General features: G+C 69.4%; 24 protein-coding genes and 1 pseudogene. 16 read left to right on the plus strand and 9 right to left on the minus strand.

The window, feature by feature from the left end; all coding sequences use genetic code 11:
• The first annotated feature begins 4 nt into the window (after positions 1-4).
• Entirely contained in the window at positions 5-253 is a 249-nt protein-coding gene (locus tag YIM_RS33870) for a DivIVA domain-containing protein (RefSeq protein ID WP_153034185.1), read from the plus strand.
• Positions 250-480: a hypothetical protein gene (locus tag YIM_RS33875; protein ID WP_153034186.1), complete on the plus strand. Its 231-nt coding sequence runs from the start codon at positions 250-252 to the stop codon at positions 478-480. The genes YIM_RS33870 and YIM_RS33875 overlap by 4 nt, the downstream gene beginning before the upstream one ends.
• A 1-nt stretch (position 481) precedes the next feature.
• Here YIM_RS33875 and YIM_RS33880 read toward each other — a convergent pair whose 3' ends face one another.
• Positions 482-1,051, minus strand: a complete 570-nt coding sequence (locus tag YIM_RS33880; RefSeq protein ID WP_153034187.1) for a TetR/AcrR family transcriptional regulator — start codon at positions 1,049-1,051, stop codon at positions 482-484.
• 88 nt (positions 1,052-1,139) lie between these two features.
• Between YIM_RS33880 and YIM_RS33885 the strand changes: the two genes are divergently transcribed.
• On the plus strand, positions 1,140-1,868 hold the full coding sequence (locus YIM_RS33885; protein ID WP_153034188.1) for a class I SAM-dependent methyltransferase: 729 nt from the start codon (positions 1,140-1,142) through the stop codon (positions 1,866-1,868).
• 7 nt (positions 1,869-1,875) lie between these two features.
• On the opposite strand, the gene YIM_RS33890 is transcribed toward YIM_RS33885, so the two are convergent.
• Positions 1,876-2,475, minus strand: a complete 600-nt coding sequence (locus YIM_RS33890) for a cadmium resistance transporter (RefSeq protein WP_153034189.1) — start codon at positions 2,473-2,475, stop codon at positions 1,876-1,878.
• Positions 2,476-2,829: 354 nt separating this feature from the next.
• Here YIM_RS33890 and YIM_RS33895 point away from each other — a divergent pair, with 354 nt between their 5' ends.
• The 6 genes from YIM_RS33895 to YIM_RS33920 all read left to right on the plus strand — a co-directional run bounded on the left by YIM_RS33895 (position 2,830) and on the right by YIM_RS33920 (position 10,957).
• Entirely contained in the window at positions 2,830-3,558 is a 729-nt protein-coding gene (locus tag YIM_RS33895) for a DinB family protein (RefSeq protein ID WP_153034190.1), read from the plus strand.
• Between the two features lie 161 nt (positions 3,559-3,719).
• Positions 3,720-7,025 (plus strand): error-prone DNA polymerase, encoded by a 3,306-nt coding sequence (locus YIM_RS33900; protein ID WP_370468905.1) that lies wholly within the window; start codon positions 3,720-3,722, stop codon positions 7,023-7,025.
• 121 nt (positions 7,026-7,146) lie between these two features.
• On the plus strand, positions 7,147-8,709 hold the full coding sequence (locus YIM_RS33905) for a hypothetical protein (RefSeq protein ID WP_153034191.1): 1,563 nt from the start codon (positions 7,147-7,149) through the stop codon (positions 8,707-8,709).
• Positions 8,710-8,730: 21 nt separating this feature from the next.
• Positions 8,731-9,066, plus strand: coding sequence for an SAV_915 family protein (locus YIM_RS33910; protein WP_228004183.1), 336 nt, complete (start codon positions 8,731-8,733; stop codon positions 9,064-9,066).
• 95 nt (positions 9,067-9,161) lie between these two features.
• Entirely contained in the window at positions 9,162-10,292 is a 1,131-nt protein-coding gene (locus YIM_RS33915) for a sensor histidine kinase (protein ID WP_153034192.1), read from the plus strand.
• Complete coding sequence (locus YIM_RS33920; RefSeq protein ID WP_153034193.1) at positions 10,289-10,957, plus strand: response regulator transcription factor; 669 nt, start codon at positions 10,289-10,291, stop codon at positions 10,955-10,957. The genes YIM_RS33915 and YIM_RS33920 overlap by 4 nt, the downstream gene beginning before the upstream one ends.
• Here YIM_RS33920 and YIM_RS33925 read toward each other — a convergent pair.
• Entirely contained in the window at positions 10,944-11,765 is an 822-nt protein-coding gene (locus YIM_RS33925; RefSeq protein ID WP_153034194.1) for a CPBP family intramembrane glutamic endopeptidase, read from the minus strand. The genes YIM_RS33920 and YIM_RS33925 overlap by 14 nt on opposite strands.
• A 217-nt stretch (positions 11,766-11,982) precedes the next feature.
• Here YIM_RS33925 and YIM_RS33930 point away from each other — a divergent pair, with 217 nt between their 5' ends.
• The 3 genes from YIM_RS33930 (at position 11,983) to YIM_RS33940 (ending at position 14,555) form a co-directional block, all read left to right on the plus strand.
• Positions 11,983-12,672 (plus strand): phosphatase PAP2 family protein, encoded by a 690-nt coding sequence (locus YIM_RS33930; protein WP_153034195.1) that lies wholly within the window; start codon positions 11,983-11,985, stop codon positions 12,670-12,672.
• 221 nt (positions 12,673-12,893) lie between these two features.
• Positions 12,894-13,310, plus strand: a complete 417-nt coding sequence (locus YIM_RS33935; protein WP_153034196.1) for a Dabb family protein — start codon at positions 12,894-12,896, stop codon at positions 13,308-13,310.
• 30 nt (positions 13,311-13,340) lie between these two features.
• Positions 13,341-14,555 (plus strand): MFS transporter, encoded by a 1,215-nt coding sequence (locus tag YIM_RS33940; RefSeq protein ID WP_153034197.1) that lies wholly within the window; start codon positions 13,341-13,343, stop codon positions 14,553-14,555.
• A gap of 25 nt (positions 14,556-14,580) precedes the next feature.
• Here YIM_RS33940 and YIM_RS33945 read toward each other — a convergent pair whose 3' ends face one another.
• Positions 14,581-17,241, minus strand: coding sequence for an AAA family ATPase (locus YIM_RS33945; RefSeq protein ID WP_153037419.1), 2,661 nt, complete (start codon positions 17,239-17,241; stop codon positions 14,581-14,583).
• Between the two features lie 142 nt (positions 17,242-17,383).
• Here YIM_RS33945 and YIM_RS33950 point away from each other — a divergent pair, with 142 nt between their 5' ends.
• Together YIM_RS33950 and YIM_RS49415 are read left to right on the plus strand one after the other, a co-directional pair.
• On the plus strand, positions 17,384-18,301 hold the full coding sequence (locus YIM_RS33950; RefSeq protein WP_153034198.1) for a hypothetical protein: 918 nt from the start codon (positions 17,384-17,386) through the stop codon (positions 18,299-18,301).
• A gap of 253 nt (positions 18,302-18,554) precedes the next feature.
• A pseudogene (locus YIM_RS49415) lies at positions 18,555-18,998 on the plus strand (erythromycin esterase family protein); the annotation flags it as partial.
• 485 nt (positions 18,999-19,483) lie between these two features.
• Here YIM_RS49415 and YIM_RS33960 read toward each other — a convergent pair.
• Both YIM_RS33960 and YIM_RS33965 read right to left on the minus strand, forming a co-directional pair.
• A complete protein-coding gene (locus tag YIM_RS33960) occupies positions 19,484-19,990 on the minus strand; it encodes a carboxymuconolactone decarboxylase family protein (protein WP_153034200.1) in 507 nt (168 codons plus the stop codon).
• 25 nt (positions 19,991-20,015) lie between these two features.
• A complete protein-coding gene (locus tag YIM_RS33965; protein WP_153034201.1) occupies positions 20,016-21,185 on the minus strand; it encodes a serine hydrolase in 1,170 nt (389 codons plus the stop codon).
• A gap of 138 nt (positions 21,186-21,323) precedes the next feature.
• Between YIM_RS33965 and sigJ the strand changes: the two genes are divergently transcribed.
• A complete protein-coding gene (gene sigJ, locus YIM_RS33970; protein WP_153034202.1) occupies positions 21,324-22,205 on the plus strand; it encodes an RNA polymerase sigma factor SigJ in 882 nt (293 codons plus the stop codon).
• A gap of 14 nt (positions 22,206-22,219) precedes the next feature.
• Here sigJ and YIM_RS33975 read toward each other — a convergent pair whose 3' ends face one another.
• Genes YIM_RS33975 through YIM_RS33985 form a run of 3 tightly spaced genes read right to left on the minus strand, consistent with a single transcriptional unit; the run spans position 22,220 to position 24,418 of the window.
• Positions 22,220-23,473: an NAD(P)/FAD-dependent oxidoreductase gene (locus tag YIM_RS33975; protein ID WP_153034203.1), complete on the minus strand. Its 1,254-nt coding sequence runs from the start codon at positions 23,471-23,473 to the stop codon at positions 22,220-22,222.
• 4 nt (positions 23,474-23,477) lie between these two features.
• Positions 23,478-23,669 (minus strand): ferredoxin, encoded by a 192-nt coding sequence (locus YIM_RS33980; RefSeq protein ID WP_153034204.1) that lies wholly within the window; start codon positions 23,667-23,669, stop codon positions 23,478-23,480.
• A 20-nt stretch (positions 23,670-23,689) separates the two neighbouring features.
• Positions 23,690-24,418, minus strand: coding sequence for an LmbU family transcriptional regulator (locus YIM_RS33985; protein WP_153034205.1), 729 nt, complete (start codon positions 24,416-24,418; stop codon positions 23,690-23,692).
• A 634-nt stretch (positions 24,419-25,052) separates the two neighbouring features.
• Between YIM_RS33985 and YIM_RS33990 the strand changes: the two genes are divergently transcribed.
• The gene (locus YIM_RS33990; protein ID WP_194239846.1) at positions 25,053-26,282 is read left to right on the plus strand and encodes an aromatic ring-hydroxylating dioxygenase subunit alpha; all 1,230 of its coding nucleotides are present in this window, start codon (positions 25,053-25,055) and stop codon (positions 26,280-26,282) included.
• The last annotated feature ends 7 nt before the right edge of the window (positions 26,283-26,289 follow it).

Raw genomic sequence — 26,289 nt, forward strand, 5'->3', positions numbered from 1 at the left:
AAGCATGACGCCCGACGATGTCCGCAACACCAGTTTCACGAAGTCCCCGTTCTTCAGACGCGGCTACGACGAGCACGCGGTCGACGCCTTTGTCGCCCGCATCGAGCAGACCCTGCGCGGCACCGATCGCCTCACCGCGGCGGAAGTGCGCGATGTCACCTTCGGCAAGGCGCGGTCCGGGCAGCGCGGTTACCACGTCGACGAGGTGGACGCCTTCCTCGACCTGGCCCAGCGGGAGCTGGAAGGCCGATGACCGACGAGGAACTGCTCGTCGAGTTCACCCTGGCCCGCCTGGACCACCCCGAGCTGGACCTGGACGAGGTCGCGGCACTGGTGGTCCGGCGGGCGGGGCCGGACCGCATGCTGGAGTTCGCCGCGGCGAACCTCGGCACGCGGGACGAACTGCGCGGCGCGGTGTTCCCGGCCGCCGTCGAACACGTCTTGCGCGTGGTGCTGACCCTGCGCGGCCCGGCCGACTGACCTAGCGGACCAGCGGCAGCACGATGTCGTCGACTATGTGCCGTACGTACGCGCCGTCCACGGGCTCGCCGAGCATCAGGGTGCGGAAGAAAACGAGCGCGGGCCCCAGGTACCAGAGGGTGTCGAGGTAGGCGTCCCCGGTGAACTCGCCGCGTGCCTTGCCCCGTTCGAAGACCTGCACCATCAGCTCGCGGCGGGCGGCGATGAACCCGCCGCGCATCGCCTCGGCGAGTTCGGGGCTTCGCCGCAGCTCGCCGATCAGCCCGGTGATCACGTCACCGAGCCGGTCCAGTTCGGTCATCAGCCCGCCGAGCACGGCGACCAGGTCATCGCGCAGCGAGCCGGTGTCCGGCGGCTTCTGGGAGATCTCGATGGTGCGGGTGAACGCGGCCACCACCAGCGCCGCCTTGTTCGGCCAGCGCCGGTAGACCGTCGCCTTGCTGGCCCGCGCGCGGGCGACCACGGCGTCGATGGTGAGCCGGTCGTAGCCGGTCTCCCGCAGCACGTCGATGGTCGCGGCCAGCAGCTCGTCCTGCCGAGCCTGCCCACCCCGCAGCGGAGCCGTGGTCATGGCGGGATCCTACGTGACAGAATCAGTACGGTACCGTACCGTACTCCTTGAACGGCGTTGAACTCCTCCGAAAGGCAAGGTGCTCACCATGTCGGCCTTCCCCCTGCGCGACGTCGATTTCGATGCGGCCTACCAGGGCAAACCACTGCTCAAGGGCAGTGAGGTCACCTTCGACCTCGCGCCGTGGGACATCGGCGCGCCGCAACCCGCGGTGGTCGAACTGGAGCGCGACGGCCGGTTCCACGGCGAGGTGCTGGACGTCGGCTGCGGCCTCGGCGAGAACGCGGCGTTCCTGGCGACCCGCGGCCACCGGGTCACCGGCGTCGACGGCTCGGCGACCGCGCTCGAGGAAGCCGCCCGGCGGGCCGCGAAGCGCGGCGCCGAAGTCACCTTCGTGCAGTCCGACGCGACTTCGCTCACCGAACTCGACGAGCAGCGGTACGACTCCGTGCTCGACAGCGCGCTGTACCACTGCCTCGACGACGAGCAGCGGCAGCGCTACGCCGAGGCACTGCACCGGGTGACCGCGCCGGGCGGGCAGCTGAACCTGTTGTGCTTCGCGGACATCGACGAAGGCCTGCGGTTCCCGATGAGCGTCAGCCAGGAGAACCTGCGCACGAACCTCGGCAAGCATTGGGACATCGAGGAAATCCGCCGCAACGCCTACACCACGTCACTGACCGAGGAAGCGTTCGTCCAGGTCGGCATCCAGGCGCTGGCGAGCATGGGCTTCTCCATCGACCCGGACCGGATCCGCCGCGACGAGCGGGGCCGGATCCTCGGCCCCGTCTGGCACCTCCGCGCGAAGCGGCGCTGACCACCGCTCAGAGCCCGAACGCGCCACCCTCGACGAGGATCAGCAGGCCGATCCCGATCAGCACGACCGGCAGCAGCACGTGGCCCCAGCGCGCGAGCGCACCGGCGACCACCCGGCGGGCCGCGAAGAACCGGCCCAGCAGGCACCAGAGGGCGACCAGCACCAGGAACACCACCGCGAAGACGATCAGGCCGCCGGCCCCGGCCGTGGCGAACACCGGGACGTAGACCCCGATGTTGTCGCCGCCGTTGGCGAAGGTCACCGCCGCGACGGCGAGCACGGCCGGGCCGGTACCGGTACCGCCCGGCTCGCCGTCGCCGTCGTTGTCGCCGTCGCGGCGCAGCCGCCAGGCCGCGCGGATCCCGAGCGCGAGCGGCAGCACGCCCAGGTACGGGATCACCGAGGCGGGCAGCAGCCCGGCGCCGAACGCCCCGGCGATCGAGACCGCGAGGATCGCGGTGAAGCCGAGGTACTGCCCGAGGACGACGCGGATTCCCCCGCGCCGGTGCCCGGCGGCTTGACCGAAGTACAACGCCAGGAGGACGAGGTCGTCGAGATTGGTGACGGCGAACATCCCGGCGGCCTGGCCGATGAGCCCCAGATCCACCCCGGTCCTTCCGCCACGCCCCCGTCCACCGCGACTCTAGCGGTCACGCGCGCCGAGGCGCGGGCCACGATGGCCATGGCCTCGCCGACCGGCAGACCAGCGGGTATGGGCACGCTGTCGATCTCGGCCCGCCACGCCGCGAGCAACCAGTCGACCACGATGTCCTGTTCCACGTCGCCTCACCATCCGTCCCCAGTGCACCGGTAGTCGCCGCTGTTTGCGTTGGTGTTACCGGGGTTTCGCCACCACGTGCGCCGGATCACCGTCCAGGTAGGACAGTCATCCCCCAGGTGGGTGGTTCTGGTGGCGGACCACGCCATCTGACGCGGGTGCGATGCCGCCTAGTCTTTCCGCATGCGACGCTTCGACGACGAGGACCTCACCGGCGCGGAGTTCCGCGAGTGCGACCTGAGTAGAGCCCGGTTGGTCGGCGTGGTCATGCAGGATGCCGAGATCGACGGCCTGGTCACCAATCTCGTGGTCAACGGGGTCGAGGTCATGTCGTACGTCGAGGCGGAACTCGACCGCCGCCACCCGGTGCGGTTGCTGATCCGCTCCGATGAGCCTGCCGACCTGCGAGAGGCCTGGCGGCAACTTCAGGAAGCCTGGGCGACGACCACCGAGCGTGTCCGGTCCATGCCCGGGAACAGCGAGCATCACGGCGTCGACGGCGAGTGGTCGATGGTCGAAACCCTGCGTCACCTTGTCTTCGTGCACGACTCCTGGTTCCGGCGCTGCGTGCTCGGGCTCACCGAGCCGTTCACGGCCATGGGGCTGGGTCCACCGTTTGTCATGGACCAGGAGAACGGGCTCGACCCGTCCGCCCGACCGAGCCTCGACGAGGTGCTCGCCGTGCGCGACCGGCAGGCTTCGGAAATCGAGGCGTGGCTGGCCGAGGTCACGTCTGATCAGCTCGCGCAGCCCGCGCCGGTGCCCGACGACGACAGATGGCCCACGTACGCCAAGGGGCGGGCAGTGCGGCAATGCCTCGGCACCGTGCTCGACGAGGAATGGGCTCACCACGGGTTCTGCACACGCGACCTGGACAAACTGTCGCGTCAGGAGTCTGCGTTGGATTCATGAGCCGGGATCGCACCGCGCGCAGCAGTGACAGACAGCGTGGTCCGTCACATTCCGCACCGCCGCTTTGACATCTGGCCGCGGGTCGTCGCAGGATTCGCACAGGTGTTCTATCGCGGTCGGCTTCCCCTCGGCGGCACGAGTTCGGTGAGGGTGTTCGGCCGGTGTCGTTCAACGGAGGCGCGGGTTCGCGCTGGAAGGATCTCGCGGCCCGGCTGGACGGCCGGGCGGTGGCCGAGGGCATCGAGCGGGACAGCCCGACCTCGAACCGGCGCCGCGAGCTGTACGTGCCGCCGCGGGACCTGCGGGATCGGCGGATGCCCGACCACACCGGCGCGCCCCGGCGGACGCCGTTCGCCGAGCTGCACTGCCACTCCTACTTCAGCTTTCTCGACGGCGTCTCCTCCCCCGAGGAACTGGTCGAGGAAGCCGCCCGGCTGGAGCTGGACGCGCTGGCGCTGACCGACACCGACGGCCTCTACGGCGCGGTCCGCTTCGCCCAGGCCGCCCGAGAACTCGGCGTCCGCACCGTCTACGGCGCCGAACTCAGCCTGGACCTGCCGCGCCGGCAAACCGGCGTCGCCTATCCGGAAGGCGAGCACCTGCTCGTACTGGCCCGCGGCCCGGAGGGCTACCGGCGGCTGTGCCGGGTCATCTCCGCCGCGCACCTGCGCGCCGACGCGGAGAAGGGACTTCCGCGCTACGACCGCGAGGAGTTGGTGGGCGAGCTGGCCGGGCACGTCAAAGTCCTGACCGGCGGTGATCACGGAGCGGTCCGGCGCGCCTACCTCACCGGCGGGCTGCCCGCCGCCGACCGCGCGCTCAGGACCTTGATCGAGCAGTTCGGGCGCGAGCACGTGGTGATGGAACTGATCGCCTACGGGGAGCCGCTCGACGACGTGCACAACGGCGACCTGGCCGCCCTCGCGGAAGAGCATCGCCTGACGATGATCGCGTCGAAGGGCGTGCGTTACCACTCGCCACGCCGCGGCCGGGCGCTCGCGCCGGCCGTCGCGGCACTGCGGGCCCGGCGCACCGTCGACGAGATGGAGGGCTGGCTGCGTGCCTCCGATGACGCCTTCCTGCGCTCCGGCGCGGAAATGGCGGACATTTTCCGTCGTTACGAAGGCGTTGTGCAGGCCGCGGCGTTGCTCGGCGTCGAATGCTCCTTCGATCTGAGCCTGGTCGCGCCGCGCCTGCCGCCGTTCCCGGTCAAGGAGGGTTACACCGAAATCACCTTCCTGCGGCACCTGACCCGCGAAGGCGCCGCACGCCACTACGGTCCCCGCGAGAACAACCCGAAGGCGTACGCGCAGTTGGACCACGAGCTGGAGATCATCGAAGCTCTCGGCTTCCCGGGTTATTTCCTGGTGGTGTGGGACATCGTGCGTTTCTGCCGCGACAACGACATCCTCTGCCAGGGCCGGGGCTCGGCCGCGAACTCCGCGGTCTGCTACGCACTGGGCATCACCAAGGCCGACCCCGTTCGCTGGGGCCTGCTGTTCGAGCGCTTCCTCGCGCCCGAACGCGATGGGCCGCCGGACATCGACATCGACATCGAGTCCGACCGCCGCGAAGAGGTCATCCAGTACGTCTACGAACGCCACGGCCGTCACCGCGCCGCCCTGGTCGCCAACGTGATCACCTACCGCCACCGCTCCGCGGTCCGCGACGCCGCCCGCGCGCTGGGCCACTCCCCCGGCCAGATCGACCGCTGGGCCAGAACCCTCGATTCCTGGGGCACGCTGGCCTCCGCCCGCGCCGACCCCGACCAGGACATCCCCGCCGACGTCCTCGACCTGGCCGCCGGGCTCGAAGGCACGCCCCGGCACCTCGGCATCCACCCCGGCGGCATGGTGATCACCGACCAGCCGGTGTCGGAGATCGTGCCGGTGGAGAACGCGCGCATGGCCGATCGCACCGTTCTGCAGTGGGACAAGGACGATTGCGCCGAAATCGGGCTGACCAAGTTCGACCTGCTCGGCCTGGGCATGCTCTCGGCGATCCACTACACGATCGATCTGGTCGCCGAGCACGAGCACACCGAGATCGACCTGGCGCACCTCGATCTGGCGGACCCGGCCGTGTACGACATGCTCTGCGCCGCCGACGCGATCGGAGTGTTTCAAGTGGAATCCCGCGCGCAGCTGGCCACCCTGCCGCGGTTGCGGCCGCGCGAGTTCTACGACCTCGTCGTCGAAGTCGCGCTCATCCGGCCGGGCCCGATCCAGGGCGGTTCGGTGCACCCGTACATCCGCCGCCGCAACGGTGACGAGTGGGAACACGCGCACCCGCTGCTGGCGCGGTCGCTCGACCGGACTCTGGGGGTGCCGCTGTTCCAGGAACAGGTGATGCAGATGGCCGTCGACGTCGCCTCGTTCACCGCCTCCGAAGCGGACCAGCTCCGCCGCGCCATGGGATCCAAGCGCTCGCACCGGAAAATGGCCCAGCTCCGCGAACGCTTCTACGCGGGAGCCGCCGCCAACGGCGTCACCGGCGCGCTCGCCGACCAGATCTTCACGCAGGTCGAAGCGTTCGCGGGCTACGGTTTTCCCGAGGCGCACTCGATGTCGTTCGCGCATCTCGTCTACGCGTCGGCGTACCTGAAGCTGTACCACCCGGCCGCGTTCTGCGCGGGTTTGCTGCGGGCCCAGCCCATGGGCTTCTACTCCACCCAGTCGCTGACCGCCGACGCCCGGCGCCACGGCGTGCTCGTCCACCATCCCGACGTCGAACGCAGCCTGGCGTGGACCACCACCGAACCCGACCCGGACAGCCACGGCGGTGTCGCCGTCCGCCTCGGCCTCGGCGAAATCCGGGGCCTCAGCGAGGAAGCCGCCGCGCGCGTGGTCGCCGAACGCCCCTTCACCGGGATCGACGACCTCGCCCGCCGCACCGAACTCGGCGTGACGCAACTGGAAAACCTGGCCACTGCGGGCGCCCTGAAACCACTCGAAGAATCCCGGCGGCGCGCACTGTGGACAGCCGGGGCGGCCGCCCGCGACAAACCGGGGCTGCTGCCCGGGATCAGCGTGCCTGCCCAGCCACCGGCACTGCCCGGCATGAGCTCGCTCGAACTGCTCACCGCCGACGTGCACACCACCGGCCTGTCCGCCGACCAGCACCCCGTCGACCTGCTGCGCACGCAACTCACCGAACGCGGCGCGCTCACCGTGGCCCGACTGTCCACTGTGCTCGGTGGCACCCGCGTACTGGTCGGCGGTGTGGTCACCCACCGGCAACGCCCACCCACCGCGGGCGGCGTCACTTTCCTTTCCCTGGAGGACGAAACCGGGGTGGTCAACGTCACCGTCTCGCCCGGCCTCGATCGCAAGTACCGCACCATGATCCGAAGCAGCACGGCTTTGTTGGTGCGCGGCATCCTCGAGTCGAACTCCGGCGCGCTCAACGTCGTCGCGGACCAACTCCAGCCGCTGACGGTCACCGGCACCATCCCTTCCCGCGACTAGGTCGGTGCGGCACATCGTGGCTCAGCGGTGTCCGGAAGAGGACACGGCCCCCACCGCACGCCCGTGTTGGATGAACATAGCTCGCAAAGCGGTTCGAGTATATCCGCAGGGAGTGGTCGAAATGACCGAACCAGACGGTGGCGCGAACAACAAGGGGGGCGGGTCGCAAGCCCCGCAAGAGTCCGGTGGGCGGGGATCCGAGAAAGCGGCCGCGGGCGAGGGCGGCGGGGAACACCAGACCCAGCCCGAAAGCACGAGCGAAACGGACGCCGCACCCCCATCCGGCGCGTCGGCGTCCGAGGGGGACGCGAACGAGCAGGCGCCGGAGCAGGCGGAACAAGATCCGGCGAGCGTCGGCGGTACCGCCACCGGCGAGCAGGCGGGCGACGCGGGCTCCGAAGACAGCGCGCGGCAACCAGAAGGCGTGGGACAGCAACCAGCAGGCCAGGAAGGCGCGGACCAGCAGGCCACCGATCAACAGGCCACGGATCAGCAAGGCACCGATCAACGGGCCACCAATCAACAAGGCACCGATCAGCAAGGCACCGATCATGAAGGTGCGGCCGCCGAAGGGACGTCCGGCAACGCCGTCGAGCAGGAGGTGCTCAACGCGAATCCGCCGCCGGACCCGGCGCCCCTGCACGGCATCCGCGACCAGTGGCGGGACACCGCGGCAGCTGGACAGCATGCCGGCGACGAGGCCCGCCGCCAGGGCTCGGAGCTGCAGAACGCCTGGGGTGACGAAAGCGGCACGGCCATGACAACGCGTCTGGACACCGCAGCACAGGAGAGCGACGACACCGCGAGGGCCGCGTCCGCGATCGCCGACCGGGCCGACGCCGCCGTCACCGAGTTCACCGACACCAGCGCGCAGATGCGGGCCACTGCGCGGGAAGCGGGTCAGAACGCGGACCTCGCGGCCACGCTACTGCCGTCGGCAGCCGAAGCCGGGCTCGCGACCGAGCAGTTCAAGGCCAACGCCATCAACCAGAACAACATCGTGAGCACCGCCGCCCGGGAACAGGTCCGTAAAGGCTGGGAAATTATATTCGAATTTGACCCCGAAGAAGAAAATCTGGCCATTGATTATCTCAATCAAATCGGGACCGGGGTCATGGACGCGATCGAAGGAACCGGGCAAGAACTGACGGGAAACATAGGCAAAGGATTCGCGGATTTCCTGACCGGATTCAACGAGACCAGTTCGGCTGAGCCGGGCGCCCCGGCCCCCGACCCCATCGTGCCCGGACTCGTAGCCGGCGGCGCGGCGGGGGAAGCCGGCGCGGGCAGACTTGGCGCACAGGGCCTTACCGACGACGCGGCCAAGGCGGCGCGGGCTGCCAAGGCCCTCGGAAGAATCGCGGGTATACCAGGTGCGGTCTGGGGCTACAACCTGGACCGCGAAAACAACGAGTCGCCGGCGCAAGCCGGGTGGTCGAACGGCGGCGGTCTCGCCGCCGGCCTCGCCGCCAGTGCCGTTCTCGGCCCGGTCGGCGGCGCGGCAGTCGGTGTCATGGCATCGGGAGCAATCGATTCGCTGTTCGAGAACGGCCTCGATGACGGATGGTCCGACGTCGGGCGGCTGGCCGGCAATGTGTGGAAAGACCTGCGCGACACGGGAGAAGCACTCGGCCTCGGCAATCCCGTCCTCCTGACCGGCCCGATCTTTCCCGGTCTTCGCTGACAAGGACAAGGAGAACGCCCCATGAGCAACATGAATGCACGCCCGGAGGAATCCGTTGAGGCCCCGCCGGACCTTCCGCCGGTTGTCTATTTGCCGTGCGTGGATCACGTGACAGATCCCGCCGACGCGGTCATCGAACTGCGCCGGATGGCGGATGAGCGGCTGGCGATCATGGCATATTCGGCACTCGACCGCCTCCGGTCGTGTTGCGGCGAGCAGAAGCCGTGGGTAGTCATGCCAACGGCCGTGCTGGCGCGGTACCGGCAGGTGCAGGAGTTCCACCTGATCCTGCTCGACGTGGCCATTCCACCCGAAGACCGCACCGATGGTCCCAGACCACAGCACACGACCGCATGACAGCCTGCCTCGGCGGTCTGCTCTCGAACTCGCGCGGGGGCTGCCACTGATCTACATGATCGGCCGGGTGCGCGCGGGTCGGTAGGCTCCCGTCCATGTCAACCCCGAGAAGTGTCCGGAGCCGCTGGGCGGGTGTCAGCGCCGAGGTGCGGGATCGCTGGCTCGCCGTGGCCCTCACCGGCGCCGCGTTCGTGCCGGGGCTCGCCGTGCTCGGGGCCCAGTTCGGGGACCTGCCGCGGCGCTCGGGAGACATCCTCGCGGTGCTGCTGGTCGCCGGGCAGACCCTGCCGCTGGCGGTGCGCGGCCGGTGGCCCGCCGCGGCGCTCGCGGTCACCGGGATCTGCTTCGCCGCGCACGAGGTGCTCGCCTACCCCACGACTGTCGGCAGCCTCGCCCTGTACTTCGCGCTGTATTCGGCCGGGGCGCACGAGGAGCGGTTCCGCCGGGTGGTGGCGGCGGTGGCATCGGCCGGGTACGTGGTGTTCGCGGTCTTGCTGGTGCTCCGCGAATCACCCGCCGGTCTGCGTGACTACGCCGTCTACTACGCGGTGCTGGCCGGGTGCTGGCTGCTGGGCGCGATGGTGCGGCAGCGGCGGCACCAGGAGACCGAGCGGCGCCGGCTCACCGCCGAGGCCGCGGTGGCCGGCGAACGCGCGCGGATCGCCCGCGAACTGCACGACGTGGTGACCCACCACGTGACGGCCATGGTGGTCCAGGCCGACGCCGCCCGGTATCTGGCACCCGAACGCGTTCCCGAAGCGCTCACCGCGATCACCGGCTCCGGCCGGGACGCTCTCACCGAACTCCGGTTCCTGCTGGGCGTTCTCGAAGCAACCGGCGCACGCACGCCGGGCCTGGCCGCGCTGCGTGACCTCGTCGACCGGCCCGGCCGGGTCGTCGAGCTGGTCGAGGAGGGCGAACGCCCGGAACTGCCGCCGGAAACCGAGCTGACCGCCTACCGGATCGTGCAGGAAGCGCTGACCAACGCGGCCAAGTACGCCGCCGGTGCCCCGGCGGCGGTGCGCGTCTCCTACGGTCCGGACTTCCTGGAAATCGAGGTGACCACCGAAGGCACGGCGACAGAACCCGGCGCGCTCGGTTCCGGCGGCCGCGGGCTGCGCGGCCTGAGTGACCGGGTGCAGGCGCTCGGCGGCCGGTTCGCCGCCGGACCGTCAACCGACGGGTTCCGGGTCAGCGCCATGATTCCCGCAGGGAGTGCGGCATGACCGACCGGCCGATCCGCGTCCTGGTCTGCGAGGACCAGGAACTCATCCGCGCGGGTTACGTGACCGTGCTCGGCGCTCAGCCGGACCTCGAGGTGGTCGGCGAGGCCGCCAATGGCCACGAGGCGCTCGCGCAGGCCGAGCGGCTGAACCCCGACGTCGTCGTGATGGACATCGAAATGCCGCTGCTGAACGGGATCGAAGCGACTCGCCGCATCGCCGGTCCCGAGGCGGCGAACCCGGCGAAGGTACTGGTCGTCACGACCTTCAACGTCGACCAGTACGTCTACGACGCGCTGCGGGCCGGCGCGAGCGGGTTCCTGCTCAAGGACGCGCCGCTGTCCGAACTGATCGACGGCGTGCGCACCATCGCCCGCGGCGACTCGCTTCTCCCCCCCGCGGTGACCCGCACGCTGATCGGCCGCTACGCCGACCGGATCCGCCCGGCCGGGACTCCCGCCCCGCTGGACGGACTCGCGCGGCGGGAGCTGGAGGTGCTGCGGCTGATCGCCGGCGGCCTGTCGAACGCCGAGATCGCGACCGAACTGGTGCTCAGCGTGGAGACGGTGAAGACCTACGTCTCGCGGATCCTGACCAAGCTGAACCTGCGTGACCGGGTGCAGGCCGTGGTGCTGGCCTACCGGACCGGGCTGGTCAGCGCCGAGTGACGAGTTTCGCCCGGCGGAGCAGCCACACCGTCGGCACCAGGCAGCACAGCAGCGCGAAGAGGCTCGCTTCCGGGCCGAACGTCCCGCCGGTGAGCACGTCCGGTCCGGAAAGGACGGTGCGCAACAGGCCGAGTTCACCCTCGGCACCGGATACCGCGGTACCGAACACACCGGACTCGGTGAAGTTCCACGCGAAGTGCAGTCCTATCGGCAGCCACAGCGACCGCGTGGCGGTGTAGGCGACGGCCAGCAGCGCGCCGCCCTCGACCGCGATGGCCAGGGTGCCCCACAGTGTGGCGTTGCCGTTGAGCAGGTGTGTCGCGCCGAAGATCAGTGACGAGACCGCGATCGCGATGATGCTGCCGGCCCGTTCCTCCAGGACGCGGTGCACCACGCCGCGGAACAGCAGTTCCTCGGTGACCGCCACCGAAGCCATCGAACCTGCCACGCCGAGGCAGGCCCAGAACGAGCCGCTGGTGATGCCGGCGTCGGTGAAGAGGAACGCGAGCAGCATCGTCGCGAGGAAGGTCGCGGCACCGATGAGCGCGCCGCGTCCGAGTCCCCGCCACCGCCCGGCAGTGGCCAGTTCCGTGACCTCCGCCCGGTTCTCGACGCGACGGGAAAGCCACGTGTAACCGGCGATCGCCCCGGCGGCCGCACCGAGCCCGACGAGCAGGCGCAGCACCGGCACGCCCGAAACGAGCGTGTCCAGCCCGCGGGCGGCGACCATCAGCACGGCGGTGCCGAGGAGCAGAACCGGCACCCGGAACCGTTGCAGCGGTGTTTTCCGCTCGGTGGGGATGGTCATCAGAAGTCCTCTCGCCGCTTGCCTTTCAGTACGGCGAGATTACGAACGAACCGGGCCGCGCCACATCACTCCGTGGCGAACATCCGCGGTAGCTCTCGAGAGGGACACGGCACTGCTCAGGCGGTTCAGCCGGGTAGTGCCGCGCCCCTAAGGGAAGCCCCGGCAACTCCCCTGGTTTTTCCGCCAGTGGTGGATCTCCGCCCGTCACCGACGCACGATGGCCACAGCCCGCAAGCATTCAGCCGGAAGGCAGGTGGCCCAGATTCTTCCCTCCGCTGTCCGGCGTTCCCGCTCGCTGACCGGCTTCGCCGGCGCAGGCTGCGCGCTGGCGTTCATCCTGCTCGGTCTACTGGTGCGCAACGAGATTCCCTCGGTCGACCGCTGGTTCGTCGACAACGTGGTTGTCGTGCCAGGAAGTCCACTGCACCAGATGGCACTGGTCCTGAGCACCGTTACCGTGTTGTCCTGTGCCGCGGTTCTGGTTGCCGTGGCGTTGCGCGCCTGGTGGCATCGACCGCGGCGCGGCGCGGATCTGCTGTGGTGCGTCACGCTGTTGTTGAGCTGCGGGCTGCTGGCCGCTCTTCAGTTCGCCTTCCGCCGCCCCGGACCGCCGGGACAACCGGAAGGTTTCAGCTACCCCAGCGGTCACGCTTCTGTCGCGGGCGCGTTCGCAATGCTCGCGGTGGTGATCGCGGCCGTCTTCGTCCGGAAGTGGCTCTCCGCGGTATTGGCTCTGCAGGGTGGCGCCCTCCTGGTCACCATGGCTGCCCGAGTAGCGCTTGCCGAGCACTACGTCACCGATGTGCTCGGCGCGGTCCTGGGTGTCTGCGCTATCGGCTTGCTGGGCGGCAGTGCGGTCAAGCGCTGGTGGGTGGAAGACGTTCCCCGCCACCGGGATCCCGCTTGAGGCAACCCCGCCGTCCCCGGTGGTCGACACGGTCAGCGTCGGCGGCAGACCGGGGGGGAATCACCTAGGTACCCGCGCCGTGGCGGACATAGGTGATTTCCACCGGCGCGACCTCGAGCTCGGTCCTGAGAAGTTGGTGTGGTGAGAACGCGAGCCGGACACAGAGCCGGTACTCGCCACATCCAGCTCCAACGCGGCGAAGAAACTCGAGAGGAATCACGATGATCTACCACGGCAACCGGTTCACCATCAAGCCCGGCGTCACCACCGAACAGCTCGACGAGGCCCTCGAAAGCCTGCGGAACCAGGGGCGCTCCATCCCCGCGGTGAAGTCCTTCGTCGTCGGCCGCGACTTCGGCGGTGAGTACGAGTGGGGCGCGATCTTCGAGCTCGAGGATCTCGATGGCTACTGGGAGTACCTCACTCATCCTTCGCACATGAACACCGATCGGGTCGGGCTTCCGCTGGTCGACAAGTTCATGTCGTTCGACATCTCCGATGACGACGACCCCGAGCTGGGCGCGAAGATCACCGCACTGCACCAGCGCCGGTACGACAGTGACGCCGAACTCACCAAACTGGTGTCCGACCTCGGTGAATACACCGGCAGCGCCCCTCCCGGCCCGCATGGCGACTGACGATCACCCGCGCTGCCCAAGGAAAGAGCCATGAGCACCACACTGCCTTCACCGCCGGCGCGAAGCCCGGACACCACCGGCCGAACTCCCACCTGGGCCGCCCGAGCCACGGTGCTTTCCGCGGCCACGTTGACCCTCATGGCAGCCGCCGTCATCGCGCCGAGCCTCCCCGTGATGAGCCAGGTCCATGCGGGCACTCCCGGCAGCGACATCCTGGTCCGGCTCGCCTTGACCATCACCTCACTGGCGATCGCCATCAGCGCCCCGCTTTCGGGCGTCGTCGCCGATCGTCTCGGGCGCCGCCCTCTGCTCGTGAGCGGCCTGGTGCTTTACGCCTTCGCGGGTACAGCCGGCTTCGTCAGCACCGACCTGCGATTTCTCCTGATCACCCGCGCACTGCTCGGACTCGCGGTCGGTGGCATCATGACCGCGATCAGCGCCACGATCACGGACTGGTTCGACGGGCCGCGCCGGGCGGCGTTCCTCGGCCTGCAACAGGCGTTCGCGAGTGCCGGTGGAGTGGTGTTCCTGCCGGCGGCGGGGCTTCTGGCCACCGTCGACTGGAAGGCGCCGTTCTTGCTCTACGCCGTGTCGATCGCCGTACTGCCCTCAGCCGTGTTCGCTTTACGGGAACCGTCACGCCCCGCGCGGACGGAACCAGGCCCGGCGTTCCCAAGCCCCAAGGCGCCGCGACAGGAGACCCTTCCCGTCGCGGGGATCTACCTGCTGGCTCTCGTTGTCACGCTCGTGTTCTTCATGGCCCCCACACAACTACCCTTCCTGCTCACCGCCTTCGACGCCGGCCCCGCCCTTGCCGGAGCGGTGATCGCCGGCAGCACATTGACCGGTGCCGTCGGCGCGCTCGCCTTCTCCTCGGTGCGCCGTCGCCTCACCTCGGCGAGGATCACCATGGTCAGCGTCGCGCTGATGGGTGCGGGTTGGCTGTCGATCGGTACGGCGGGAACGCTGGTTCAGGTCATCGGCGGCCTTTTGGTCGGAGGCATCGGGGTCGGTCTCGTCGTGCCCAACCTGAACCTGCGCCTCGGTGAACTGGCCGATTCTCGGTTACGCGGCCGGATCCTCGGCGGCCTGGTGGCCGCGATCTTCCTCGGCCAGTTCCTGTCCCCGTTGGCCGTACAGCCACTGATCGGCGCCGCGGGCCTGGCAGGCGCATTCACCGTGACCGGCGTCGCCATGGCGATCGCCGCGGTGATCGCCATGGTCGTGTCGGTGGTCCGCCGTTGACCCGTTTTCTCGCGTCGGGTGACTGTCAGCTGTCGTTCCGCAGCGGTTCGGGCAGATCCCTGAGCTGCCTGCGCGAGGTGATACCGAGCTTGCGGAAGATGTTGCGCAGGTGGGCATCGACCGTCCGCGGGCTGAGGAACAGCCGCGACGCGACCTCCTTGGTTGTCGCGCCACCGCCGACCATCCGGGCGATGTGCAGTTCTTGCATGGTGAGCTGGTCGAGCGTTCCCGATGAACGGCCGCGCGCGACTTCGCCGGTGATGCTCAGCTCCGCGGCGGCGCGGCGCGCGAAGGCTTCCGCGCCCATGTCGGACAGAAGTTCGTGGGCAGCGCGCAGGTGCTTGCGGGCATCGCCGCGACGGCCGTCACGGCGCAGCCACTCGCCGTACAGCAGTGAGGCGCGGGCACGGTAGAGGATCGCCGAGCTTCCGCCGAGGTGATCGATCGCCGCGCGGTAGTCGTCTTCGGCGCCGGTGACCAGGGCTCGGGCGTATGCGGTCACGCCCAGACCCCAGGGGGTGCCACCGGGCTCGGTGCGCTCGGTCAGTGACTCCAGCGCTGCCGTGGCGGCGGCCTGATCCCCGCAGCGGACGGCGGCCTCGACCAGTTCGGGCAGAGCGATCCCGGCGAGGAAGAGATCGCCGGGTGCGGCAGCCTCCCGCGCGGCGGCCAGCGCGGCGGGGTAGTCGGCGAGGCCGTTGTACAGGACCGCCTTCGCCCAGTGGACGTTGGCGATCATCTGCCCACTGCCCAGAATCGCCGCCTCCGAGGCAGCCGCCTCGATCAGCTCGAATGCGTCCTCGCGGCGACCACGCACGGCAGCCAGGTGCAGACGCGGGTACAGCATCGGCGCCACCCCCTGTGCGTCGGCGATCGCTTCCTCCTCGGCGATCGCCGAGATGGCCTTCGCGAGATCGCCGGTCTGCACGGCGGCGGAGGCGACTTGTGCGAGTCCCAGCCGGAGGGTGAGGGGCGAACCCGTGTCACGGCCGGTCTTCACCAGCCACTCGGTGACTGTCGCGTGGGTGTCGAGGTCCCACAGTTCGGCCGCGAGTATCGCGGCCAAGGCCGGACGCCGGGTCCAGGTCGGGCCGTCGAGGACGGTGCGGAGCAGGGGCGCGGCGGCCCGGTGTCCCTCGGCGGTCAGCAGGATCAGTGCGTCGAGGAAGTCCGGCGGCTCCGGTGCGGGTGGGGCGGAGCGCGCCTCCCGCACGACCATGTCCATCACCCCACTGGCCCGGCCGACCGCGAGCCCCATCTCCAGCGCGTCGAGGAAGCAGTCGCGAGATCGCGCGGGGTCGAGCTCGGCCAAGCGGTGTGCCGCACGCAGTATGAACGTCGGGCCGTCGCTGTCGGTATGCCGGGCGAAGGCGATCTGGCCACGCAACAGATCAGCCTGCGCGAGTTCGTCCGGGGTGCTTCCCTCGACGGTGGTCAGCAACTCGGCCGCTGTGTCGATGGAACCCGCGTCGAGCTGGGATCGAACAGCCGCAAGGGTGCGTCCGGCGCGCAGGGAAGGCGTCAGCGACAGCGCCGCGGCGCGTTCGAGAAACGCCGCGGCGGCCGCCACACCACCGCGAGCTTGGGCGCGGGAGGCGGAGCGTTCCAGGGCGGCCGCGAGGTCCTCGTCAGGCCCGGTGCAGGCCTGCGAACGGTGCCACACCTGGCGGTCGGGGTCGGTGCCCGGGTCAGTGGCCTCGGCCAGCGCTAGGTGGGCGCTTCGACGCTCGGCCGGCTCCGCGGCGCGGTACACCGCGGAACGGGCCAGTGGGTGGCAGAAACGCACTCGGGTCGCGAAGTCGACCAGGCCGGAGGCGGCCGCCGCGGCGGCACTGGCCGACACGTCGATGCCCAGCCGGGTCGCAGCGGGCCACAGAAGGCCGGGATCGCCAGTGGGATCGGCGCTCGCCAAGGTCAACAGAAGCCGGACGTCGGCAGGCAGGTCCGCCAGTCTTTCGCGGAAGCTGTGTTCGATCCGGCCGGATACCGGTGAGGTGTCCGGCAGAGCGAACCCCCCTGCCCTCGGCAGCTCCAGCAGCGCCAGCGGATTCCCGCGCGCTTCGGCAAGAAGCCGGTCACGCACCCGCGCGTCCACCGTCAGCACGCCCTCCGAAGCCAGTAACGCGCGGGCGTCGGTGTCATTCAGTCCCCGCACCACCAGAACGGGTAACGAGTCCAGCCCCTTCGTCGCACCCGGCCGAGCCGCGAACACCAGCGCGATCGGCTCCGAACCGATGCGACGAGCGAGAAAGGTCAAGATCTTCGATGACGCGTCGTCCAGCCAATGGGCGTCATCGATCACACACAACACGGGACTTCGCCGAGTGGCGCACGACAGGAGTTCCAGGGTCGCGAGGCCGATCTTGAACAAGTCGGGAGTCCCGCCGGCCAGTCCGAACGCGACCTCGAGGGCTTCACGGTGGAGTGCGGACAGCTCGGCCAGATGCCCCATGATCGGGACACAGAGCTGGTGCAGCGCGGCGAACGGCAGTTCCGTCTCGAACTCCACCCCGGACGCCTCGATGACCCAGAACCCCGTCGCCGCTCGCGCGTAGTCGAGCAGGGCGCTCTTGCCGATGCCCGGCTCGCCGCTGAGCAGAAGCGCATCGCCGTTGCCCCTTCGCGCGGCACCGACCAGCTCGTCGATGCGGCTGGTCTCATCGGCCCGGCCGAAAAGCGCTCCCATGACCCGAACGTAGACGATGATCGTCGAGTCAGGCAGCGGACCATCGCGGCTTCGCCCGCCTTGATCGCGCGGCTGCGCGCGTTCGCGCACGAGATCGGGTTTCCGGAGCCCGGTGCTCGTCCTGGTCACTATCGTGGGCGCGATGACGGACGAAACACTGGCCTGGCCGGAGGCGTCCGGGCGGATGCAGGCAGCCGGGTTCCGCACCGCGACCGGCAGGATCCGCTGGCGGCTGCCCGGCGAATCCACCCCACACGGCGAACTGCGGTTCTGGCACCGGGCCCCGGATCGGTGGCGCGTCGAGGACGAGCAGGGTGTCTGGCACGTCAAGGACGGGCAGCGCCAGCTGGTACGCACCCGGGGCCGGATGGAGGACATGTCCTCGGCCGGAATCTCCTTCTCGGTGAACCATCCACGGACGCTCTTCGGCGTCCGGCAGGGCACGGGTGTCGTGTTCGACTGGCTGCGTCAGTTCCCCACCCCGGACGGCCCCGGCGAGCCGGTCGAGGTCGCCGGGCGCAGGGCGTGGGAATTCGCCTTCCTGTCCGTCAAACGCGACCGCAAGCCGTACCCGCTGCGGGTGACCGTCGACGACGCCACGGGCACCGTGCTGCGCCAGGCGATGCCGGAGGCCGGCTACCTCGTCGAGGTGGTCGAGTTCACCCCGGACGCCGAACTCCCGGAGGACGTCTTCACCTGGGACGGCCCGGTATCCACCCGGCACAACGACGAGCGCGCCGAACGTGAACGAACCAGCCGCTGGCTGAACGAAGCCGACCTGCCGATGCCGCACTGGTGGCCACGCGGCCTCGGCTACCACGGCGGCGACGGCGATCCGGATACCGGCGCGTACCGGATCCTGCTGGAAGTCCCCGGTCATCCGGAGCTGAGCCGCTGGCCGGTCGACACCCCCATGCCGTCGCGGTGGGCCGACCGGCACCAGCGGCGCCACGTGCACCGCTGGCGGGATGACCACTGGGAATGGGCGCTGGCGGTGGACGAACCGCTTACCGAAGCCGACCTGACCCGGGTGATCGAGTCGATCCACCACCGGCACTGAACGCGTTTCGGCTACACTCGCCAACGTAGGGGTACAGCGCACGCTTACGGCCGGGTCGAACGGAGTGGTGAGCGTGACGAACGGCAGTCTGGTCGACTGGATCCGCACCCATGGGCATTCGGTCGCGGCGCTCGATCTGGACGCACCGCTGGACGACCTCGCGCCGGTGGCGGAGATCGTCGGTTCGGCGCGGGTGGTCGGCCTCGGCGAGAGTTCCCACCACGTCAGGGAGTTCTACCAAGTCCGTCACCGCATGCTGCGCTTCCTCGTCGAGCGCTGCGGTTTCACCGTATTCGCCGTGGAAGCGCCGTTCACCGGAAGCGAGTTGCTGGACGACTGGCTCGGCGGCGCCCCCCGCGGAGATCGAGGAGGTCGCCGCCGCGATTCCCTTGAGCCTCGGCGAAGTGCCGGAGTTGCACGACGTCCTCCACTGGTTGCGGACCTACAACCGGCAGCCCGGGTCAGGTACACCGGTGTCGACCTCCCCGGCTCCCTCGGCTCACCGCTACCCGCGCTGGAAGCGATCGCGGCGTACGTTGAGAGCTGCGACCCGGACGCGATGCCCACGCTGGCACGGGCCCGCGAACTCGTCGGCCGCTTCCACGATCCCGCACCGATGAAGGTCCTGTTCGGTTATCCGCTGGTGGACCAGGCCGAGCGGGACGCGTTGACGGCGGCCTTGGCCGAACTGGTGGCGCGGCTGCAACGACTGGCACACCGTCGCGTCCCACCATCTCCGCGGAGCGTGGCTGCTGGACCAGCTGAATCGCGCACAAACTGGCGCCTGAAGAAGGCGCCGGAGCCGTTCGGCTCCGGCGAACTGTTCCCCGCCGGGTACCACCTCGCCGCCGAACTCGGTGACGGCTACCGCGCCATCGGGGTGACGTCGCGCGGCGGCCGCACGGGTGCCGCGTGTGGTGATCTCACCGGTGCAGAAGGCTTTCCCTTCCAGGAAGCGCCACTCCCACCGCCGGAGGCCACGGCCATCGAATCTGCCTTTCCGATTCCGCGCCGTGGACGATCGCCGACCTGCGCGCGGCGACCGCTGCCTCCGGCAGGGAGAAGTACACCCGGATGCGGATGGCGGACTACTTCTGCGAGCAACCCGCCTTCGGCTGCTTCGACGCCCTTGCCTGCGTCACCGAGACCAACGGCACGAAGCACACCCGCCCGGCTTGAGCGCTACTGCCGCCACTGCTCCGCGGGTGACACACCGGGCAGCGGCCTGCCGATCAGGGCGAGGGGGATGAAGAAGCACACCTGCCCGATCGCCATGGCGAGGGTGGCGAGCGCCTTGTCCTCGTAGTGCCGGGACGCTTCGGCGTACAGGTCGTCGGAAACGCGCTCCCCGTAAGGATTCGGGGTGAGGACGGCCTCGACGAGTGCCAGTGCGGCGCGTTCGGCGTCGGTGAAGCAGGGCGCGTCCCGCCAGGAGGACACCGCGGTGATGCGTTCCTCGGCCTCGCCGGCTTTGCGGAGGTTGCCGGTGTGCAGGGTGGTCAGATAGGTGTTGCCGACGAGCTGACCGGCGCGCAGCTGCACCAGGCTGATCGTGACCTGCGGGATCGACCCGTTCCCGGCTGCCTTGAACAGGGCTCCGCCGACCTCGCCCAGTTCGGGGACCAGGGTGGCCGGGTTGGGCAGGCGCGACCGGAGGTTTTCCTGCTGCGACGTCGTGGGGATGCTCATGGTGAGTTCCTTTCTTGTTGCTGTGTCACTGCTCTGACGAACGGGATGCGGCGGATGTGACCGCGCGGTGCACGGCGGCCGCGAGCAGGTCGTGTTCGGGGTAGGACCAGTTGAAGGAGAACCGGCGGCGGGTGTAACCGAAGGCGAGGCCGCTGATCGGGTCGGCGAAGGACTCCGAACCGGCAGATCCGTTGTGGCCGAACGCTTTCGCGCTCAGGAACGGATAACGAAGGCCCTTCGCCTGGAAGCCGAGTGCGTACTGCCCCGCCGGCCCGGTGACCAGATCGCTCCCGGTCGAATGCGGCATTCCGAACTCACCGAGCACCTCCGGCGCCAGCAACGGCGGACGTCCGTCCAAACCGGACACGGCAGCCGCGTACATCCCGGCCAGGCCACGGGCGTTGCCCACCCCACCGGCGGACGCTTGGCCCAGCGCACGCACCCGCCGGGTGTTGACAAAGGCCACCTGGTCCAGCGGCGGGGTCGAGTTGAGGCCGTACCCGATTCCGGTGAGGCTGTGCGGCCCGGGAACCGACGCCCAGAAGGCGGCGAGTTCCCCGGGGGCGGCCGATCCCGGCAGGACTTCCCGGTAACGGTCCTCCAGCGCCTCGGGAAGTCCCAAGTGGAGGTCCAAGCCGTACGGCGCGCGGACGCGTTCCTCGAACAGTTCCGGCAACGACCGGCCGGCGACCCGCCGGACCACTTCGGCCACGATCGCGAACGTCACGAACCCGCCGTAGCCATGCGCCGATCCCGGCCGCCAGTACGGCCGCTGCCCGGCGAGGCGAGCGGCGATCACCCGGTCGTCGGCGAGCTCGCCGGCGGAGAACCCGCCATCGACCCCGATGACCCCGGAACGATGGGTGAGCACGTCCCGCAGGGTGATCCGGTCCTTGCCGGCCGCCGCGAACTCGGGCCAGTGCCGCGCCACGGGTTCGTCCAGCTCCAGCCGCCCGTCCTGCACCAGCAGTGCGACCACCAGGGTGGCGGCGCCCTTGGTCGAGGAGTAGACGCCGGTCAGCGTGTCACCGGCCACCTCGTCCCCGGCCCACAGGTCGACCACCGGCCTGCCGTGCAGGTACGCCGCGACCTGCGCGCCCGCCGTGCCCTCGTCCTCGGCCACCACGGCGGCGAACGCCTCCCGCACCGCCTCGAAACCATCGGCCACCGTCCCGTGCACCTCGGTACTGCTCATCCGTTCCCGCTCCGTTCGTCGAATCGCCAACGACCGCACTGACGGACGGCACGGCGGGAATGTGACCGCCGGCCCGCTGGTCACATTCCCGGCGGCGGGTGCGTCAAGGCTGTGGACCACCCACGCGAGAGGACGACCATGAACGAGCGCGACTTCCTGGCCCAGCGGTTCGAGGAGCACCGCACGCACCTGAAGGCGGTGGCCTACCGGATGCTCGGTTCGCTGACCGAAGCCGACGACGCCGTGCAGGAGGCGTGGCTCCGGCTGGCCCGTGCCGACACCGGCGACATCGGCAATCTCGGTGGCTGGCTCACCACGGTCGTCGGCCGGGTGTGCCTCGACCTGCTGCGCTCACGCCGCCGGCTGCGCGAAGACCCGCTGGAGGCCCACCTGCCCGATCCGGTGGTCAGCATCGAGCACACCACCGACCCGGAAACGCAGGCGCTGATCGCCGATTCGGTGGGACTGGCGCTGCTGGTGGTGCTGGAGTCGCTGAACCCGGCCGAACGGCTCGCTTTTGTGCTGCACGACATGTTCGGCCTGCCGTTCGACGAGATCGCGCCCATCGTCGACCGCACCCCGGCCGCGGCCAGGAAGCTCGCCAGCCGCGCCCGGCGGCAGGTCCAGGGCGCCGCCCCGGATCCCGACCCGGACCCGCTCACCCAGCGCCGCGTCGTCGACGCCTTCCTCAGCGCCGCCCGCGGTGGTGATCTCGATGCGCTGCTGGCCATTCTCGACCCCGGCATCGTGCTGCGCGCCGACAGCGGCACCCTGCTGCCCGGCGGGATGCGCACCCTCCGCGGCGCGGCGGCGGTGGCCGGTCAGCTGGCCACCTTCCAGCGCATGGCCACCACGGCGACCACCCGGACCGCACTGGTCAACGGAACCGCGGGCCTGCTCAACACCGTCGACGGCGAACTCATCTCGATCATCGGCTTCACCATCGCCGACGGGAAGATCGCCGCCATCGACATCCTCTCCGACCCCGATCGCCTCGCCCGCTTCGAACTGACGCGGTGAGGGCGGCACCAGGCTCAGGCGGACCGGCGGGCAGCGGCCTTCCGACGCCTCGTCCTGGCGAACTCCATCGCATCGGCCCACGGAGTGCGTGCCGCGATGAGGCGGCGGTACTTCATCACCTCCGCGCGCATGTCCACCGCCAGCGCGCCGATGATCCTGTCGTTGGCGCGGTAGAGGGCGGTGAAGGGACCGCCCTCGGTGTGGTCGCCCGCGACCACTTCGACATCGACGGCGTGGGTGTCGGAGGCGGGAATGCCGGTGAACTGGATCCTGCTCGAATACCAGTCGGACCAGAAGTAGGGAACGGTCTCGTAGGCGCGTGCCCGGTCCGGGGACACGGCGTTGAGCGCCGCGCGCGAACCCTGTTCGGAGGCGCTGGTCCAGTGCTGCAGGCGCATCGGGCCGCGCAGGACGTCGTCGAAGAGGGCGTTGGGCCAGCGTGCGATGTCCCCCGCGACGTGGACTCGTGGCGCGGCCGCGAGTCGCGCGTCGGCGACCACCCCGTCGTCGACGGTGAGCGCGGAATTCTCGAGCCAACCGGTCGACGGTGCCGCACCGACCCCAGCCACCAGGATGTCCGTCTCGATCTCCGTGCCATCGGCGAGTTTGACGGCACGTACGTGATCGTCGCCGACCACTTCCTCGACCTGGGCGTCAACGAGGACCCGTGTCCCGTTCCGCTCGTGCAAGCGGGTGAGCGCCTGGCCCATCTCCTCACCGACGGCCCCGGCGAGCGGGGTCGCGTGCCGTTCCACCACGGTGACCGGCAAGCCGAGGGTGCGGCCGACCGCGGCGAGTTCGGAGCCGATGAACCCGCCGCCCACCACGGTCACCTTCGGCTTCCCGCGACGCAGCGCGACGCGCAGCGCCTTGGCGTCGTCGAGCGTGCGAATGGTGAAAACGCCGCCGAGACCACGGGTTCCGGGCAGTTCCCTGGCATGCGAACCGGTCGCGATGACCAGTGCGTCGTAGGGCACGACGCGTTCTCCGACGCTCACCGTGCACTCGTGGACATCCAGCGCCGAAGCCGGTGAACCCAGCAGCAGTTCGGCACCGAGTTCTTCGGTGAGTTTGCGCTCCTCGCGGTAGGTCGGGTCGGCGCACTCGTCGGCGGCCAGGTAGTCCTTCGACAACGGCGGCCGGTCGTAGGGCAGGTGTTCCTCCGCGCCGATCAGCGCCACCGATCCGGTCCAGCCGTCGGCTCGCACCGCCTCGATCGCGCGCAGTCCCGCCAGCGATGCGCCGACGACGACCAGTCGGTCCGCCATGATCTCAGTCTTCCAGCGACAGGGCTTCGTTCGGACAGGCGGAAACAGCCTCGCGTGCCTGTGCTTCCTGGCCGTCGGGGATTTCCTCGGTCAGCAGGTTCATCTGACCGTCCTCGTCGACCTCGAACACGTCGGGCACCAGGGATTCGCACATGCCGATACCCGCGCAGCGGTTCCAGTCCACCACGATCTTCATCCCGGTTCATCTCCAGTCGCTCACTCGTTGAGGACCACTTGCCCTGGCGGGGCCGACACGGTGACCGGCGTGGCACGGGTTTCCACGGATTTCCGCCGGGCGGCGTCGTTGAGCGCTCGCACCACCCAGGTGTGCAGGTCGACGTCCATCTGTTCGGCGGCTTCCTGCCAGCGCGCCAGTTCCTCCGGCGCGACCGGCACCCGCGGAAGGTAACCGGTGCCGGCCTGATCGCCCGTCCCGCCGGGTTCCCGGCTCGCGATCTGGGCGGCACCGCGGATTCGCCGCCGGAGTTCGTTGCGCGACCAGTGGTGCTCCTCGGCGAGGTCGAGCCATCGATCCTGCTGGGCCACGGGGAGCGAGGCCACTTCGGCGTGGTGCTGCATGCTCAGGCCACCGCGGCGCCGGCCGTGGTCGAACCGGCGCGCCAGCCAGGCGTAGTTCCTCAGTGTTTTGGTGTCCAGCCCTACTTTTTCGGCCGCTTGCTGGTACCGGCCGGTGAACCGCCGCTGGCCGTGCGCCAGCCAGTCACCCAGGCACCACGCGGACGAGTCCGCGATCCGGAAGAGCTTGCGCCCCGCCGAAGTCCAGTCCTCGATGCTGAGGTCGGCCGGGAGCAGCAGGCCGACCCTGGTGGTGATGATGCGCTCACCGACCAGGACCCGGGGCCGGCCGTTCGGCGACTTCCGCTTGGTGACCGCTCTTGTCGACGCCAGCACCGGCGTACTGGCGTGAAAGCCGGTGTCGGGCACGACCGCTTTTCCCCTTCGCGACGGGCTCACCCGAGACGGCTACCCCGATTGCCGCCGGAACAACCCCATCGGTTGAACATCGTTCCGGTCAGCGGGAAGAATTGGGGCAACCGGCGGGGGCGTTACGGCCGTTCGGCGGAGGCGTCACCCACCCCGGTACCGGTCGTCCGTTCAGGTTCTGTCGCCTTCGATCCGGGGCCGCGGCCCCGGTGAAACCTCCCCGTCACGCCGGCTGCGTTTCGGTGGTGAGGCGTCGCGCGCCCGTATCCCGTGGAGAATTCCGTTTCCCGCGTGCACGCCGGAAACGAAGCCGCGCACGAAGCGCTTGAGCCGCCGGAAAGGCGCCACCATTTCAGACCTCCTTTTCCAGGAACGGTCAGGTGAATTCTCCAGTTTATGGGCACCGGGCGCACCGGGCAAGGCGAGCGGATGCCCGCACCGCCTCGGCCGGAAATGATGATCATCGAGACGTCACGCCGGCGGGACGTTCCCGGGTCACGAGATCGCCTTGTTCGCGTTGACACAACGTCGCACCACGCTGCACCGTAGAGGGAATAGTCCCCCGGCCGTGGGAGCGGTTGTCCGGGGATTTCGAGGGGTCTGTTCCTGTCTTGGAATGCTGTGGAGGACTGCTGTGTCGAACGAGTCCGTATCCGCGTCGGGTGTGCACACGGCCGCCGGCGAAACCGGCGGCGTCGGCCGTTCCGTGGTCGCGGCGGAGGCCGACCCCAGTGACATGACCGAATTCGCGGTACTGCCAAAGGACGCCTACACCAGTGACGAGTACCTGGCGACCGAGAACCGGCGGTTGTTCAGCGTGGCCTGGATGTTCGCCGGGTTCGTGCGGGACGTCGCCGAACCGGGCGACGTGGCACCGGCGATGGTTCAGGGAGTGCCGATATTCGTGGCCCGCGGCGAGGACGGCAAGCTGAGGGCCTTCCACAACGTGTGCAGCCATCGTGGCAGCCAGCTCGTGTGCGAGAACCAGCGCGAACGCAAGACCGTGGTGTGCCCCTATCACGCGTGGACCTACGACCTGGCCGGCAATCTCACCTGGACCAAGCACTTCGCCGGGGTCAACGCCACCGACCTGCCCGACCGGCAGCAGACGAAGCTGGGGCTCAAGGAAATCGCCGTCGCGCAGTGGCTGGACTTCGTGTTCGTGAACTTCTCCGCCATGCCGGAATCCTTCACCCAGGCGATCGCGCCACTGGAGGAAAGGTGGGCGGACTACGACCTGAGTTCGATGACCTACGGGACTTCACTGCGCTACGACTTCGACGCCAACTGGAAGCTCATCGTCGAGAACTTCCTCGAAAGCTACCACGTGCCCTTCATCCACAAGACGCTCAACACCTATTCCCCGTTCTCCGAGCGGTACCAGATCAAGCTGAGCGACCGGCTGATGGGCATCGGCACCGGGCGCTACGAACCCGAGCTGATCAACGGCACGCAGCTGCCCCGCTGGCCCATGCGCGACGGGCAGAAATCGGTGAAGGCCGAGTACTTCAGCGTCTACCCGACCTTCCTGATCGGGGTCATGCCGGACCACCTGTTCGCCTGGGTGCTGGAGCCCGTCTCCGCCGGGAAGACCATCGAGCACCTGCACTTCTACTTCGTCGGGGAAGAAGGAGCACACGGTGAGGAATTCGAGCCCCACCGGGCGCAGACACTGGAGAACTGGAAGCAGGTGAACGACGAGGACTGGGACATCATTCAGCGAATGCACGCCGGAATGCGCTCACCGGCCTTTCCACATCCGCTGCTCTCGCGGCAGATGGAGCGCAACATCAACGATTTCCAAACCCTGATCCGAACCCACGTCGGTCTGCCGGGGGCAGCGAAGACCACGCTCGTGTCCTGACTTCGGC

The sequence above is a fragment of the Amycolatopsis sp. YIM 10 genome, from assembly GCF_009429145.1.
Classification (GTDB): Bacteria; Actinomycetota; Actinomycetes; order Mycobacteriales; family Pseudonocardiaceae; genus Amycolatopsis.

Coding starts and splice junctions, on each gene's coding strand:
- YIM_RS33870 (WP_153034185.1), top strand. CDS start 5: ATGACGCCCGACGATGTCCGCAACACCAGTTTCACGAAGTCCCCGTTC.
- YIM_RS33875 (WP_153034186.1), top strand. CDS start 250: ATGACCGACGAGGAACTGCTCGTCGAGTTCACCCTGGCCCGCCTGGAC.
- YIM_RS33880 (WP_153034187.1), bottom strand. CDS start 1,051: ATGACCACGGCTCCGCTGCGGGGTGGGCAGGCTCGGCAGGACGAGCTG.
- YIM_RS33885 (WP_153034188.1), top strand. CDS start 1,140: ATGTCGGCCTTCCCCCTGCGCGACGTCGATTTCGATGCGGCCTACCAG.
- YIM_RS33895 (WP_153034190.1), top strand. CDS start 2,830: ATGCGACGCTTCGACGACGAGGACCTCACCGGCGCGGAGTTCCGCGAG.
- YIM_RS33905 (WP_153034191.1), top strand. CDS start 7,147: ATGACCGAACCAGACGGTGGCGCGAACAACAAGGGGGGCGGGTCGCAA.
- YIM_RS33910 (WP_228004183.1), top strand. CDS start 8,731: ATGAGCAACATGAATGCACGCCCGGAGGAATCCGTTGAGGCCCCGCCG.
- YIM_RS33915 (WP_153034192.1), top strand. CDS start 9,162: ATGTCAACCCCGAGAAGTGTCCGGAGCCGCTGGGCGGGTGTCAGCGCC.
- YIM_RS33920 (WP_153034193.1), top strand. CDS start 10,289: ATGACCGACCGGCCGATCCGCGTCCTGGTCTGCGAGGACCAGGAACTC.
- YIM_RS33925 (WP_153034194.1), bottom strand. CDS start 11,765: ATGACCATCCCCACCGAGCGGAAAACACCGCTGCAACGGTTCCGGGTG.
- YIM_RS33930 (WP_153034195.1), top strand. CDS start 11,983: ATGGCCACAGCCCGCAAGCATTCAGCCGGAAGGCAGGTGGCCCAGATT.
- YIM_RS33935 (WP_153034196.1), top strand. CDS start 12,894: ATGATCTACCACGGCAACCGGTTCACCATCAAGCCCGGCGTCACCACC.
- YIM_RS33940 (WP_153034197.1), top strand. CDS start 13,341: ATGAGCACCACACTGCCTTCACCGCCGGCGCGAAGCCCGGACACCACC.
- YIM_RS33945 (WP_153037419.1), bottom strand. CDS start 17,241: ATGGGAGCGCTTTTCGGCCGGGCCGATGAGACCAGCCGCATCGACGAG.
- YIM_RS33950 (WP_153034198.1), top strand. CDS start 17,384: ATGACGGACGAAACACTGGCCTGGCCGGAGGCGTCCGGGCGGATGCAG.
- YIM_RS33960 (WP_153034200.1), bottom strand. CDS start 19,990: ATGAGCATCCCCACGACGTCGCAGCAGGAAAACCTCCGGTCGCGCCTG.
- YIM_RS33965 (WP_153034201.1), bottom strand. CDS start 21,185: ATGAGCAGTACCGAGGTGCACGGGACGGTGGCCGATGGTTTCGAGGCG.
- sigJ (WP_153034202.1), top strand. CDS start 21,324: ATGAACGAGCGCGACTTCCTGGCCCAGCGGTTCGAGGAGCACCGCACG.
- YIM_RS33975 (WP_153034203.1), bottom strand. CDS start 23,473: ATGGCGGACCGACTGGTCGTCGTCGGCGCATCGCTGGCGGGACTGCGC.
- YIM_RS33980 (WP_153034204.1), bottom strand. CDS start 23,669: ATGAAGATCGTGGTGGACTGGAACCGCTGCGCGGGTATCGGCATGTGC.